Source organism: Nocardia sp. NPDC052254 (assembly GCF_040679495.1).
Taxonomy (GTDB): Bacteria; Actinomycetota; Actinomycetes; order Mycobacteriales; family Mycobacteriaceae; genus Nocardia.
Genome location: NZ_JBFAUW010000015.1, coordinates 1 through 14,171 on the forward strand (window position 1 = coordinate 1; position 14,171 = coordinate 14,171).

General features: G+C 68.0%; 13 protein-coding genes. 8 read left to right on the forward strand and 5 right to left on the reverse strand.

All coding sequences use genetic code 11. The features are described 5' to 3' along the window. Positions 1-447: 447 nt before the first annotated feature. Together AB0L57_RS27660 and AB0L57_RS27665 are read right to left on the reverse strand one after the other, a co-directional pair. Positions 448-1,089, reverse strand: a complete 642-nt coding sequence (locus AB0L57_RS27660; RefSeq protein WP_364968069.1) for a twin-arginine translocation pathway signal — start codon at positions 1,087-1,089, stop codon at positions 448-450. After that, on the reverse strand, positions 1,086-1,997 hold the full coding sequence (locus AB0L57_RS27665) for a hypothetical protein (protein WP_364968071.1): 912 nt from the start codon (positions 1,995-1,997) through the stop codon (positions 1,086-1,088). The genes AB0L57_RS27660 and AB0L57_RS27665 overlap by 4 nt, the downstream gene beginning before the upstream one ends. A 274-nt stretch (positions 1,998-2,271) precedes the next feature. Between AB0L57_RS27665 and AB0L57_RS27670 the strand changes: the two genes are divergently transcribed. Together AB0L57_RS27670 and AB0L57_RS27675 are read left to right on the forward strand one after the other, a co-directional pair. Further along, positions 2,272-3,474, forward strand: a complete 1,203-nt coding sequence (locus tag AB0L57_RS27670) for a cytochrome P450 (RefSeq protein WP_364968073.1) — start codon at positions 2,272-2,274, stop codon at positions 3,472-3,474. 120 nt (positions 3,475-3,594) lie between these two features. After that, the gene (locus AB0L57_RS27675) at positions 3,595-4,392 is read left to right on the forward strand and encodes an SDR family NAD(P)-dependent oxidoreductase (protein ID WP_364968075.1); all 798 of its coding nucleotides are present in this window, start codon (positions 3,595-3,597) and stop codon (positions 4,390-4,392) included. Between the two features lie 25 nt (positions 4,393-4,417). On the opposite strand, the gene AB0L57_RS27680 is transcribed toward AB0L57_RS27675, so the two are convergent. Together AB0L57_RS27680 and AB0L57_RS27685 are read right to left on the reverse strand one after the other, a co-directional pair. Beyond that, positions 4,418-5,458 (reverse strand): DUF6745 domain-containing protein, encoded by a 1,041-nt coding sequence (locus tag AB0L57_RS27680; RefSeq protein ID WP_364968078.1) that lies wholly within the window; start codon positions 5,456-5,458, stop codon positions 4,418-4,420. 3 nt (positions 5,459-5,461) lie between these two features. Then, entirely contained in the window at positions 5,462-5,782 is a 321-nt protein-coding gene (locus AB0L57_RS27685) for a hypothetical protein (protein WP_364968081.1), read from the reverse strand. A 178-nt stretch (positions 5,783-5,960) separates the two neighbouring features. Between AB0L57_RS27685 and AB0L57_RS27690 the strand changes: the two genes are divergently transcribed. Genes AB0L57_RS27690 through AB0L57_RS27715 form a run of 6 tightly spaced genes read left to right on the forward strand, consistent with a single transcriptional unit; the run spans position 5,961 to position 12,041 of the window. Beyond that, positions 5,961-6,902 (forward strand): STM4015 family protein, encoded by a 942-nt coding sequence (locus tag AB0L57_RS27690; protein ID WP_364968084.1) that lies wholly within the window; start codon positions 5,961-5,963, stop codon positions 6,900-6,902. Continuing rightward, positions 6,899-8,032, forward strand: coding sequence for an STM4014 family protein (locus AB0L57_RS27695; RefSeq protein ID WP_364968087.1), 1,134 nt, complete (start codon positions 6,899-6,901; stop codon positions 8,030-8,032). Before AB0L57_RS27690 ends, AB0L57_RS27695 begins: the two co-directional genes overlap by 4 nt. Further along, a complete protein-coding gene (locus AB0L57_RS27700; RefSeq protein ID WP_364968090.1) occupies positions 8,025-8,855 on the forward strand; it encodes an STM4013/SEN3800 family hydrolase in 831 nt (276 codons plus the stop codon). Before AB0L57_RS27695 ends, AB0L57_RS27700 begins: the two co-directional genes overlap by 8 nt. Next, positions 8,852-10,201 carry an STM4012 family radical SAM protein gene (locus AB0L57_RS27705; protein ID WP_364968092.1) on the forward strand — a complete coding sequence of 450 codons (1,350 nt, stop codon included), beginning with the start codon at positions 8,852-8,854 and terminating at the stop codon, positions 10,199-10,201. Before AB0L57_RS27700 ends, AB0L57_RS27705 begins: the two co-directional genes overlap by 4 nt. A 4-nt stretch (positions 10,202-10,205) precedes the next feature. Beyond that, complete coding sequence (locus AB0L57_RS27710) at positions 10,206-11,084, forward strand: STM4011 family radical SAM protein (protein ID WP_364968095.1); 879 nt, start codon at positions 10,206-10,208, stop codon at positions 11,082-11,084. Between the two features lie 60 nt (positions 11,085-11,144). Continuing rightward, the gene (locus AB0L57_RS27715) at positions 11,145-12,041 is read left to right on the forward strand and encodes a universal stress protein (protein WP_364968098.1); all 897 of its coding nucleotides are present in this window, start codon (positions 11,145-11,147) and stop codon (positions 12,039-12,041) included. A gap of 71 nt (positions 12,042-12,112) precedes the next feature. On the opposite strand, the gene AB0L57_RS27720 is transcribed toward AB0L57_RS27715, so the two are convergent. Beyond that, positions 12,113-13,423 (reverse strand): cytochrome P450, encoded by a 1,311-nt coding sequence (locus AB0L57_RS27720; protein ID WP_364968100.1) that lies wholly within the window; start codon positions 13,421-13,423, stop codon positions 12,113-12,115. Between the last annotated feature and the right edge of the window lie 748 nt (positions 13,424-14,171).

Below are 14,171 nucleotides of genomic sequence, written 5' to 3' on the forward strand. Positions count from 1 at the left end.
CCGCACCGCGACGCTGACGCCTGAATTCGACCGGCTGCTTGCTCCTTCGTCGCTTGCGCAGCGGCACCCGAACGGCGAGACGGCCGCGAACCCACCCGGGTAGCACTTCCTCGGAAACGCTTTGTGCGTGCGGGGGTGCCTTGTGTGGGGGTGTCGTCTTTCGCGCCTGTTGTCGGCTATTCGAGCACGTCTGTGGACGCCCGACATGGGCGTCGGCGCGGGTGAGATCCGCTGTCCGAGCGGAACCCTCCTGCGCCGAGCTCGGTCCAGGCGCGCTGTCTCGTAAACGCTTACAAGACAGTGCACCCGGGTGGGTTTCGGCCCGCCTCGATTCTGGACTGCCGGAGCGGAGGAGCGGAGAAGGGAAGAATCGAGGCCCAGGGGGCCGAAACCCCGCGTCGGCGGAGCCGACGCAGAAAATACGGCGACGCAGAAGATACAGCCAGATCACACCGGGTCGAAGGCGGAGATCAACCATTTGCCGCCGACCTCGCGCAGCGACACCTTGACGCTGCTCGAGGTCATCGACGGATCGGGCTTGTCCTTCGTGGTCGTGGTCTGGTTGATGAACACCAGCACCACCGCGGAATCCGGATGCATCTCCTGGACCGCCGATCGCACCACAACGGCGGAGGTCTTCACCGCCTTGTCCTTGGCCGCCGGTGCCACCACCTGATCGGTGAACTGGCCGTAGTAGGTGGCGAAATCGCCGGTGAGAAAGGATTTGGCATTGGTGAGATCGCGGTCCAGGCTCTCGGGCGCGTAGGACAGGATGGCGACGGAGCCGTTCGACGCGGCCGCGCCGACCGCTCGCGCGGCACTGTCGTCGGTCTGCTGATCGGTGCGGTACTGGGTGAAGTACAGGCTGGCCGCGGTGGCCACCGCGGCCACGGTGAGGGTGCCGATCGCGCCGATCCCGAGACCCGCGCGATGCCGGCGGATCCAGGACAGGGCCGTGCGGGTGCGCCCGGTGCTCGCGGAGTGGGTGCCGGTGGATTCGGTGCCGGCGGAACAGGATTCGGCGCCGTCGGTCGTCGGTGCGGCGTCGTCGGTCGCGTCGCGGTTCTCGGATTCGGTTGCTGTGCTCACGGTACGAACTCCACCTTCGACATCTTGAGCTGTCCGTCGACTCGCTCCACGGTGACACTGAGCCGCCATGCGCGCGGTTCCTGTTTCGCCCCTGCGGAATTGGTGACCTTCGAGGTCGCCGCGACCAGGACCACGGCCGAATCCCCGGTCATCGACTGTACGGCGGCGGAGTTCACATGACCCTCGGTGGCGACCTGGGACTGCTGGATCACTTTCGCGAAATCATCGGCCCGGGTGCGGAAGTCGTCGCGGAACGTGCCGGTCGAGTCGTCGAGGACCCGTTTGACATCGTCGGCGGCGTGATTGAAGTCCAGGGAGGTCAGGCTCGTCACGCCCTGGCGGGCCGCGGCGACGAACTCGGCCTCCCGATGCTGTTGCGCGGTGACGTCGTGGTGGTGCCACAGGAGATAACCGCTGCTGCCCAGACCCGCGCACAACACCACCGCGGCCACCGTCACCCCCGCGGCGCGGCAGGTGATGTGCGGCAGCGCGATTCCGAGGCGGCGCAAGCGCTGCTTGCGGTCGTCGCGCCCGGAGTCGGCGGGCTCGTCGCCGACATCGGCCGAGACCACGGATTCGGATGTCGCCGTGGCTGCGCCCCCGGCGGCAGACGCGGCGGCCGGGGCCGGCTCGGGTGTGGTGGTCTCGTCGGCCGGGGCGGTGACGGCGGGAACATCGCTCGTCGGCGTATCGGCTTCGCCTGGTGCCGCTTCTCCGGTGTTCGCGCTCGACGCCCGGCCGCCGGTGCCGGCCGCGGCCGCGCGGTGGCGTAACTGGGCGGCCCGGGCTCGCGCACGGGCCGCCGTGGCCGTCGCTTCGGCGGCTTCTGCTTCGGCTTCGGCGGCTTCGGCGGCGAGCAGGAGATCGCCGTCGGTGTCATCCGGCGGTGACAGCTGATTACCGGACATCGCTGCGTGCTCCGTTCGTCGAGCCGGTGGCAGGGCAGGCCTGCGAGAACAATATTTCCGCGCACTGAGAACAGTACTCTACCTGCGACTGGCAGCATTTGCTGTGGATATTGCGGGATCCGGCCGTGTTCGGGGGGATTGTCATTGACTAATTTCGAGAATATTCTTCTCTCACGGTGGAGGGAGGCGCCATGACGCGAGGTCGGCGGTCGCCTGCCTGCGTCGAGTCCGCGGCGCAGCCGCAATCCGGATCAGTCCCGCAAGAGGTGAATCAGTGACCATCAGCGCGGCCAGCGATGTCCACTACGACCCGTACGACGTCGAACTCAATGCCGATCCCTATCCCATGTTCAAGCGGCTCCGCGAGGAGATGCCGCTCTACTACAACGAGCAGCACGATTTCTACCTGCTGAGTCGATTCGCCGATGTCAACGCGGGCCTGATCGACAAGGACACCTTCATCTCCGGTCGCGGCGCGATCCTGGAGCTGATCAAGGCGAATATCGAGATACCCTCCGGCGTCCTGCTTTTCGAGGACCCGCCGGTGCACACCATCCATCGCAAGCTGCTGTCGCGGATGTTCACCCCGCGCAAGATCGCGGCACTGGAGGCCAAGGTCCGCGATTTCTGCGCGGCCAGCCTGGATCCGCTCATCGGCACCGGGAAGATCGACTTCATCGACGATCTCGGCGCGCAGATGCCGATGCGCACCATCAGCATGCTGCTGGGCATTCCGGAGGAGGATCAGGAAGCGATCCGGGACTTCGCCAACGAGCAGATGCGCACCGAGGAGGGCGGGCAGATGAAGGCCGCTTCCGAGGGGATGGACTCCGGTGACATCTTCGGGCCCTATATCGACTGGCGCGTCGAACATCCCTCCGACGACATCATGACCGAACTGCTCAATGTCGAATTCGTCGACGAGACCGGCACCGAGCGCAAACTGAGCCGCGACGAACTGCTGATGTATGTGAGCGTGGTGGCGGGCGCCGGTAACGAGACCACCACGCGACTGATCGGCTGGACCGGAAAGGTACTCGCCGAGCATCCGGATCAGCGACGCATGCTGGTGGAGAACCCGGCGCTGATTCCGCAGGCCATCGAGGAGTTGCTGCGCTACGAATCTCCCGCGCCGCACGCTTGCCGCTACGTCGCCCGCGAGGTCGAGTACCACGGGCAGAAGGTGCCGGAGGGCTCGGTGATGATGTTCCTGGTCGGCGCCGCCAACCGCGACCATCGCCAATTCGCGCCCGACGGTGACGTTTTCGACATCACCCGCGCACCGCAGCCGCACCTGGCCTTCAGCGTCGGAACCCACTTCTGCCTGGGGTCGGCGCTGGCGCGGCTGGAGGGCCGGATCGCCCTCGAGGAGATCCTGAAGCGGTTCCCGGAGTGGGAGGTCGACATGTCCGCCGCGCGATTGTCGCCGACCTCGACGGTCCGCGGCTGGGAGCATCTGCCCGCGCGCACCGCCTGATTCGGCTCGCTGGGCCGCCGGTCCGGCCGCACCACTCCACACCGGTATTCGGCGCGGACATCCGCCACCGCCGATGCGATGATCGGACGCGCATTCGTTTCTGATCGTCGAGGAGTACACATGAGCTATCCGCAGCGATACGGCCCGTGGGCGCTGGTGGTGGGTGCCGCGGTCGGGTTGGGGGCCGAATTCTGCCGGCAGCTCGCCGAACGCGGCCTCGACCTGATCATGGTCGCGCTGGAGAAGGACGAACTCGACACGCTCGCAACGGAGGTGGCGCAGCGCTACGGCGTGCGGACGCAGGCGATCACCGGTGACATCACCGACGCCGACGTACTGGAATCGGTGGCGCGGCTGGTCGACGACGTCGAGCTCGGGATGATCGTGTACAACGCCGGGCTCTCGGTCTGCGGCCGGTGGCTGGACACGCCGCTGGAGCGCCATCTCGAGGTGGTCGACATCAACGTGATCGCGATGATGACCGTCCTGCACCGATTCACCCCGCCGATGATCGAACGCGGCCACGGTGCTGTGGTACTGCTCAGCTCGATGTCGGGACTGATCGGTACGCCCATGTACGGCTCGTACGCGGGCACCAAGGCGCTCACCCTCAACCTCGCCGAAACCCTGTGGGACGAATGGCGTTCGCAGGGTGTCGACGTCGTCGCGGTCATCCCCGGGCCGACCGACACACCCGGGTACCGGGCGGACGCGCCGCGGCAGATTCGCCGCTCACCGAAGGTGATGCCGGTCGGCCCGGTGGTCGCCGCGGGCCTGGCCGCACTCGGTAAGCAGCCGTCGGTCATTCCGGGTCGTGCCAACAGGTTCAGTGGCCTGCTGCTGTCGCGGTGGCTGCCTCGCAAGAAGGCCGTCGGCATCATGGGGGAGACGATGCGCGAGATCTATTCGGGGAAGTAGCCGCCGTGACACGGTGCGCGGGAGCTCAGGTCTGCCGCAGCGGCCGGTACTCCGCCGCGTCCAGACCGAAGGTCCAGGCCACACCGGCGGTTGCGGTGCGAATGGTCGGCGGCACCCGCAGCCAGTAGGTGCGATGGGTGCCGTCGGGCTCCGGGGTGGAATTGACGACCTCGACCATGACGACGTCCTCATCGTCGGGAAGTGTTATGCGCCAGAGGATTCCGGACTCGTCGCGGTCGATGGGCTCGGCGCCGGATTCGGCGAGATAGCGATCGTAGCCGTAGTGCTCGAGCAGCACACGCCGCAGTTCGGCGTTCTCCTCGGTGCGGATGCGCTCGGCGGTCAGGGTGCCGAGTTCGGCGAAGAAGCCGGCGGGTACCGGCATACCGCGCCAGGCGTGCAGGGCGAAACCGTCGGCGAAGGCCACCGCCGGGCCGTCGTCGCTGTGCAGCCGCCCGGCTTCGTCGCGGCGCAACCGGACCGGCCGTTCGCTGACCACCGCGACCCGCTCGTACGGCCACCACCAGCCCGCGGTGCGGGCCACGGTCTTCAGACCGCCGAGTTCCGTCGCGGAGTCGCCGAAGGCGGCCAGCCAGGGCGCGTCCTGCTGGCCGAGTACGGCGTCGAGGAGCAGACCGCGAAGCTCGCGTTCGGCCGCGATCCGGGCCGGGCGATCGGCCGGATCGACGGTCACCACCTGCGCAACCACGGCGTCGCGCAACCGATCCGCCAACGCACGGGTGATGTCCCACATCGGCGCGCCGGTGGCCCGCCAGTGGGCGGCCCATCCACCGGCGCCGAGCTCGTCGTGCATCCGTTGCCGCGCCGCGGCCCATGGTGCGGTCCGGATGCGTTCGCGCACCGCGATTCCCGCATCGTCGAGGGCGCGGATCGCCGCGACCGCGGCGAGCGGGGACGGCACCCACACGATGTGGTCGGGCTCGGGGAGACCCGCCTCGCGGTAGGCCGCGCGCACCCCGGCTTCGGTCACCGCTCGATCGGCCGGTCCCACCGCGGTCGCCACCGCGCGCCAGTCGGAAAGTTGCTGTACTCCGGTGCCTTCCATGAGTCAGTCCGCCACCACTCGTACCGCGCCCGGCAGGTATTCACGCTGCCGCACCACCCGGTACCAGCCCTTCGGCAGGCCGATCGCGGCATGCTCCTCGTGGACCAGGCGCCCGCCCTCGGGCAGATGCAGCACGGCGCCGTCACCGCCGGTGTGGATCAACCGGCCCGGAGCGACGATCGCATGCGCGTGCCCGGTGACCTCGCCGAGTGCCAGCACCATGCGGCCGCGGGCATCGCGCGGCTTCCCGGGGGCCTCGGTGACCGCCTGCGGCACCGACTGTTCGGCCATCGGCACGATCAGCACGTCTCCCTGTCGAAACACGAGTCTTCCCTCCTGGACCGGCACTCCGTGCGCCGGTCGTGGCATCGAAGATAGCGATCGGGTCCGACAGCTCCGGCCCGGTCGATCACGCGGTCCGGGCCGCACTCGCGGCTGTCGGTGCGACTTGGTAGAAAGCTGCTGACATCTGATCGACTCTCGCGTTCACGGAGCCACCCACATGACCGTTTCCGACCATCTCGAGACCTGGCACGGACTGCCGGTGCACGAGTTCCCCGATGCCGAAACGGCCGGCGAGCCACCCGCCGCGGGTGAGGTCGCCTGGCGCATCTCCGCCGATCCGTTCGGGGAGGGTGACGAGAGCTGGGCGGAGACCTTCGCCCGATTCCTCGGGGCTGTGGACCCGGCCGGTGTGCGCGCCCTGGTGATCGGCGTCTGGGGCGAGATGTACGACCAGAGTTCGGCGGCGGTCATCGACGAACTGCTCGCGGTCCGTGCGCGATTCACCGGGCTGCGCGCGGTGTTCCTGGGCGATGTCACCTTCGAGGAGAGCGAGATCTCCTGGATCAACCAGTCCGATGTGACCCGGTTGCTGGCCGCATTCGATCAGCTCGTGGAATTCGGTGTGCGCGGCGGTGAGTCGCTCGCCTTCCCGCCGATCCGGCACGCCGCCCTGCGTTCGCTCGTGGTGCAGACCGGCGGTCTCGACGGTGAAGTGGTACGTGGTATCGCGGCCAGTGATTTCCCGGAACTGGAACATCTCGACATCTGGCTGGGCACCTCCTGGTACGGCGGAAATGCCACGATCGCCGATATGGAACCATTGCTGCAGGGCACCCGGCTGCCCAAGCTGCGCTCACTCGCGTTGCGCAACAGTGAGATCCAGGACGAGATCGCCGCGGCCTTCGCGTCCGCACCGGTGGTGCCGCAGCTGACAGCACTGGATCTGTCCATGGGCACACTCGGTGACGAGGGGGTCGAGGCCCTGCTCGGCGGTCAGCCGCTGACCCATCTGAAAACCCTCGACCTGCATCACCATTTCATCGGCGAACCCATGCGCGCGCGGTTGCTCGCCGCGCTGCCCGGCGTCGAGGTGGATCTCTCCGAATGCGAGAGCGAGACCGGTGAGCAGGAGGAACGCTACACCGCCGTGGCGGAATGAACGATCACGGGCCGTTACGTCTCGCGGTGGCGGGCGTCGCGGGCAACCGGCGGGTTTCGCTGTTCCAGGATGCGCTGCGGCGGGCGGGAATGCCCGCCGCCCGGGTGGTCGCCTGGCGTGACATCGTCTCGGGCCGTGTGGATTTCGCGCCCGGGGAGCTTGTCCGCTGTGAATCACCGGGTGAGGATCCGGTGCTCGATCGGCTGCTGCGCGGCGTCCCCGATTCCACCCGGGTAGAAGGGACCGCGCGCTGGTACGGCCGCTTCACCGCCGCGGCGAGATCCCTGGCGGTTCGGGTATCCCACTGTGGTGCAACACTTCTCGACGATCCCGATGATCTGGCGGTGTTGTTCGACAAGCGACGCTGCCACGCCCTGCTGCGTGCCTCGGGTGTGCCGGTGCCGTTCTCGCCGACCTCGGGGGTGACCACGCCGATCGAGGGCTGGGCCGGGCTACACGACCTGCTCGATGCGGCGGGGCTGCGGCGCGCCTTCGTCAAACTCGCACACGGATCCTCGGCCTCGGGGGTGCTGGCACTGCAGACCGCCGGCTCCGGCCGGATCCAGGCCACGACCTCGGTCGCACTCGACGCCGGCCGACTGCACAATTCGTTGCGAGTGCGGCAGTACCGCACCGAGACCGAGGTCGCCGCGATCATCGATGCGCTGGCACCCGACGGTCTGCATGTGGAGCGCTGGCATCCCAAGGCATCCCAGCACGGGCGCAGTGCCGATCTGCGGATCGTGGTGGTCGGCGGGCGGGCCACCCACGCGGTGGTACGGACCGGTACCGGCCCGATGACGAATCTGCACCTCGGCGGTGCCCGGGGCGATCTGGACCTGGCCCGAACCACGACCGAACAGGCCGGCGGCCGCTGGTCGGAGGTGCTGGAACTCGCCGAGCGCGCCGCGGCCTGCTTCCCCCGCTTCTCCCGGGTGGGTGTCGATGTCCTGCCCGGTGTCGGCTGGCGGCGGTTCGTGGTCGGCGAGGTGAACGCCTTCGGCGATCTGCTCCCCGGTCTGCCCGCACTGCCCGGCAGCGGTGCCGCGGGCGACACCTACGATGCGCAGGTCGCCGCGATCCTGCGGCGATACCGGCCGATCGAAGGTGAGCACGCTGTCCATGCCTGAGCCGGACCGACCCGATATGAACGAGATCGTCGGCCGCGACGATCTGCTGCTGATCACCCTCGACACGTTGCGCTACGACGTGGCCGCCGAGCTCGCCGCCGCCGGCCGCCTGCCCAACCTCGTCCGCCACCTGCCTGGTGGCCGATGGGAGAAACGGCACGCACCAGGCAGTTTCACCTATGCCTCGCATCACGCGATCTTCGCCGGATTCCTGCCGACCCCGGCGACTCCCGGTCCGCATCCGCGATTGTTCGCCGCGCGTTTCGACGGCAGTGAGACGACCGCGAGCCGCACCTTCGTCTACGACTCCCCGGATCTGGTGACGGGGCTGGCCGAGCGTGGATATCGCACCGTCTGCATCGGCGGCGTCGGCTTCTTCGACAAGCGCGGCCCGATGGGCAGCGTGCTGCCCGGGTTGTTCCAGGACAGCCATTGGGAGCCGGAGTTCTCCGTCACGGCGCCGGCCTCGTTCGAGGCTCAGATCGATCGGGCCGAACAGGTCGTCGCGGAAACACCATCCGAGCAGCGGCTGCTGTTGTTCGTCAACGTCTCGGCGCTGCATCAGCCGAATTGGTTCCATCTGCCGGGCGCCACCCGCGAATCCGGTGACACCCGCGAAACCCACGCCGCCGCACTGGAATACATCGACCGCCATATCGGGCGGCTGTTCGCGGCGGCGAGCAGTCGCCGCCGCTGCTTCGCCATCGTGTGCTCCGATCACGGCACCGCCTACGGCGACGACGGTTTCACCGGCCACCGGCTGGGCCACGAATCGGTCTGGACCGTGCCCTACGCTCAGTTCTTTCTCGAGGCATCCCGATGACCGCACTCCCGCACACCCGGCCGTATCGGAACTATGTCTACGGCTATCCGCACAAGACGGCCTACCGTCCGCTCACCGGCGGTCTCGACCTGCGCGAGCTGTGGGCCGGTGAACCCGCGGACGCGCTGTCGCTGTACGCGCACATCCCGTTCTGTGAATTCCGCTGCGGATTCTGCAATCTGTTCACTCGTATCGGCGCACCCGACGAGCTGACCACCCGATATCTCGACGCGCTGGAGCGGCAGGCCGTCGCCGTGCGCGATGCGCTGGGGGACCGGCCGATCGGGTTCGCGGCCGCCGCGTTCGGTGGTGGCACCCCCACCTATCTGTCGGCCGCCGAGCTGGAGCGGTTGTGCGATATCGCGGAGCTGCGCACGGGTGCGGATCTGCGCGCGATCCCGCTGTCGGTCGAGACCTCACCGGGTACCGCCACCGCCGACCGGCTGGGGGTGCTCGCCGAGCGCGGGGCCACCCGGATCAGCATCGGTGTACAGAGTTTCGTGGCATCGGAGGCCCGTGCCGCGGTCCGGCCACAGCATCGTGGCGAGGTCGACGGCGCGCTGGACCGGATTCGCGCGGCGGGCGTGCCGATCCTCAATATCGACCTCATCTACGGTATCGACGGCCAGACCGAGCGGAGCTGGCGGTACTCCCTGGACGCGGCGCTGGCCTGGCGGCCCGAGGAGCTGTACCTGTACCCGCTCTACGTGCGTCCCCTGACCGGACTCGGCCGCTCGGCGTCCGGAACCGGCGGCGACGAGGACTGGGATACGCAGCGGCTGCGGTTGTACGCCTGCGGCCGGGATCATCTGCTGGCCAACGGGTACGAGCAGGTGTCGATGCGCATGTTCCGGCGTCCGGGCGCCACCCACGAACCGCCGGGATCGGAGTTCGCCGACCATGCCTGCCAGACCGACGGCATGGTCGGGCTCGGCTGCGGTGCGCGCTCCTACACGGCCGGACTGCACTACTCGTTCGATTACGCGGTGGATATGCGTGAGGTCCGCGGCATCATCGACGCCTACACGCGGACAGCGGATTTCGGACATCCGCCGGTGGGCCGGCGCATCGACGCCGACGAGGCGCGGCGCCGGCATCTGCTGCAGTCGCTGCTGCGGGCCGAGGGGATGGATGTCCGCGCCTACCGCGACCGGTTCGGTGCCGGTCCGGTCGAGCATTTCCCGGTCGAATTCGCCGAATTCGCCGAGCGCGGCTGGCTCGATTGCGGCACCGGCCCGGATCTGCTGCGCCTGAGTGCCGAGGGGCTGGCGTATTCCGATGCCCTGGGCCCACGGCTGTTCTCACCCGCGGTCCGCGCGGCCATGGCCGCCTACGAGCCGAGATGATCGGATGGATCTGAGCATTCTCTATCGAGGTCCGCTGTCCTCGTGCGATTTCGACTGTCCCTATTGCCCTTTCGCGAAGCGCCGGGACAGCCGCGAGCAGTTGCGCGCCGATCGCGCCGCCGTGGAACGGTTCGTCGCATGGGCCGGTGACCAGCACGAGGATCGGCTCTCGATTCTGTTCACCCCGTGGGGCGAGGGTCTGGTGCGGTCCTGGTATCGCCGGGCGCTGGTGGATCTGTCGCGGCTGCCCACCGTCGGCCGGGTCGCGATCCAGACGAATCTGAGCTGCCGCACCGACTGGCTCGCGGCGGCCGATCCGGATGTGGTCGCGCTGTGGTGCACCTACCATCCGGGGCAGACCCCCTATGAGCGGTTCATCGGCAAATGTGCGGATCTGGCTCGCCGGGGGATCCGGTTCAGCGTCGGCGTGGTCGGACTGCCGGAGCATCACGAGCCCGCGTTGCGATTGCGCGCCGATCTGCCCGAGCACGTCTATCTGTGGGTGAACGCTCCCGAGGGATACGACCTGACCGATGCCGAGGCGGCCCGCTGGACCGCACTCGATCCGCATTTCGGCTACAGCCGGTATCCGCACCGCTCCGCCGGATCACCGTGTCGCACCGGGGAATCGGTGATATCGGTCGATGGTGAAGGCACCGTCCGCCGCTGCCATTTCGTGCCCGAGGTGATCGGCAATCTGTATGACGGTTCCTACCGGGCGGCGCTGCGCCCGCGGCCCTGTCCGCTTGCGGTGTGCGACTGCCACATCGGATACACCCACCTCGAGACGCTCCCGCTCTACGACCTTTTCGCCGGTGGTGTGCTGGAGCGCATCCCGGTGCGCCGGTCCGGGACGGTTCATCCGAAACGTGCGATGCTCTGATCACGTGGCGCCGGTAGCCTCGGTGCCGAGACCCGCAGGCCGAACCGAAGGGAATCGTCCATGACCGAGGAATCCGCCGCCGTCCGGGGCGAGGAGTCGCCCGATATGCCCATCGTGGTCGCCGCCGACGGCTCCGAGATCTCCAATCAAGCGGTGGCATGGGCCGCGGTCGATGCGACATTGCACGGTCGCCGCCTCGACATCATCACCTCCGCGACGCTGCCCGCGAGCTTCGGCGCGGAGGTGTGGGCGGGCGGCGCGGACTGGATTCGCGAGGACGGTGAACGCATCATCACCGAGGCCCGCAGGATCGCCGGACTGGTGAGTGGTCCGCCCGAGATTCGCACCGAACTGGTCTTCGATCCCATCATTCCGACCCTCGTCGCTCGATCGGAGCAGGCGTATCGGCTGGTCGTCGGCAGCCGTGGCCGCGGTGCGGTGCGACGGGCGCTACTGGGCTCGGTGAGTTCGGCGGTGGTGCAGCGGGCCCGCTGCCCGGTGACGGTGGTGCCCGGCAATTCCGCCACCGATGTGGTGACCGCCGCGAAACCGGTGGTGGTCGGTGTGGACGGCACCGACAACAGTGTGCCCGCGATCGGGGTGGCCTTCGACGAGGCGTCGCGGCGGAAGGTGCCGCTGATCGCCGTGCACACCTGGAGCGATATCAGTCTGCCCGAGGTGGCGGTCGCCGGCTGGGACACCCTGCGCGACTCCGAACGCGCCGCGCTCTCGGAGAGCCTCGCCGGCTGGCGTGAGCAGTATCCGGATGTCGAGGTGCGGCCGGTGGTCTGGGCCGACCGGCCCGCGCGCGCCCTGCTCGCCGAGTCCGAGCACGCACAGCTGGTCGTGATCGGCAGTCACGGTCGAGGTGGTTTCACCGGCATGCTGCTGGGTTCCACCGGTCATGCGTTGCTGCAGTCGGCCGAATGTCCGGTCATCGTGGTACGCGAACGCTGAGATATTTTGGTGCGCAAGCGCTGTGACGATGTCGCCGGGCGGCGGCGATGGCCCCGCCCGGCGCTCATGTCTCAGACGGCGGAGAGCTCGCGCTCCGGCTGATCGGCCGGAACCAGGCTCACCGGCAGGGTTTCCAGGCCGCGGATCAGCAGACTCTTGCGCCAGGTCGGCGCACCCGCTCCGGGGTCGAGGGACAGCGCCGGAATCCGTTCCAGCAGCCGGGTGATCGCGACGGTGGCCTCCATGCGAGCCAGGGCGGCGCCCAGGCAGAAGTGGATGCCGTGGCCGAAGGCGATGTGCCGCTTGTCCTCCCGATCGATGTCGATCCGGCCGGCCTGCTCGAAGCGGGCCGGATCGCGGTTGGTCGCCGCCAGCGAGATCATCACGAATTCCCCGGCATCGATCTCCTGGCCGCCCAGGACGATCGGGCGGGTGGTGTAGCGGGCGGTCGCCAGATGGATCGGGCCCTGACTGCGCAGCACCTCCTCCACATAGGCGGGCACGGCCGTGCGGTCGGCTCGCAGCCGCGCGGCGATACCGGGATCGCGCAGCATCTCGTGGACCGCGTTGCCGATGAGATTGACCGTGGTTTCGTGCCCCGCGGCCAGCAGCAGCAACAGCATCGAGATCAGCTCGCTCTGGTCGAGCCGATCCCCGTCCTCCTTGGCGACGATCAGCTCCGACAGCAGATCCTCGCCCGGGCTGTCGGTACGGGCGGCGATCAGCTTCGTCATGTAGGTGAAGAAGGCGATACCCGCGGTGGTGCGCTCCTCGATCGGCGCGGAATCGTCGACGACCACCGCCGTCCAGGCACGGAAGTCGTCCTTGTCGTCGTCCGGTACGCCCAGCAATTCACAGATCACCGCGATCGGCAGCGGGAAGGCGTAGGCGTCGAGCATGTCCACCTGGGTACGGCCGCTCATCTCGTCGAGCAGTTCATCGGCGATCGCGGTGATCCGCGGTCCCAGCTCACGGACCGCGCGACCGGTGAAGGCCTTGGTGACCAGCTTGCGCAGCCGGGTGTGCTGTGGCGGATCCGAGAAGAGCATGTTGTCGTTGATGGCACCGTTGAACATGTCGGCGGCGCCGTTGCGTGCCAACACCTCCTGGCCCTGCGGCGAGCCGATCTTCTTGCTGATGCCGGGCTCCATGAAGGCCTGTTTGGCCACCTCGTGATCGACCACCAGCCGGCCGAGCACCCCGTCGATCCGGATGCGATGGATCGGGCCACGCGCGCGCAGCTCCCGGTAGATCGCATGCGGGTCCTGGTAGAAGTCGTCGGTCAGTTCGAGGATCTCGTCCGCTGCCGTCACGACCGGCGGCCCGCCGGCCAGTGGGGTGTGGCGGGTGCCGCGGGGGTATCCGGGTATGTCACGTGCCAAGGTCCTTTCGACGTTCGATCGGAATCCGACTAGCGGCCGATGCGACCGACGCCGACGACGAACCGATTGTCGGACGTGGCAAACCTGCGGCGACAGCACCGCTCCCGAGGAGCGAACGGCCCGGCGTGCATCAGCGGGTCGAGCACTTGCACTGGGTCTTTCGACCAGGAAAAGCCAACGGGGGGAACGACTTCGGTCGCCGGACAATGGATCCGACGACCGGCCGGGCTCTTCGGCACGATCATCGCACACCGGTGGCGCGGTAGGCGAACCGGTCGCGAAAGGTGATGTTTGCCCGATTTCTGCGCGCCCGGCGGGGGTGGCGAGATCCCGCCGAAGAAATTTTCCTAGGGAAACGAAGGGGTTGTGACCCCGACCAGGCGATCGCGGCCGTTGCCCGGGCCGAGCGGCAGACGTTCCGTGATGCTTCCGACCGGAAGTGAAAAGTATTGCGGAGCAAGGCAACTCGACGAAGGGTTGCGGTGCCGAGTGATGTGTCCGATTCGGCCGCGCAGGGCTGCGCGGGCACATGGTAGCTGTAAGTTAGCTACTCTTCAGTGTTACTGCCGGTCATATATTTAGAGGAACAGCTTGCTTGAAAACTGGGCGCTTGATATGTTGCCTGCGTCACTGTCGATACCGGACCGTGACCTTTGTACTCTCAGGCGCGATTCCGGCGGCTGAGAGTGATCGAACATGCTCACAAAGGAGATTCGTCAATGGGTTCGTTGACTGACGTGATCACGGC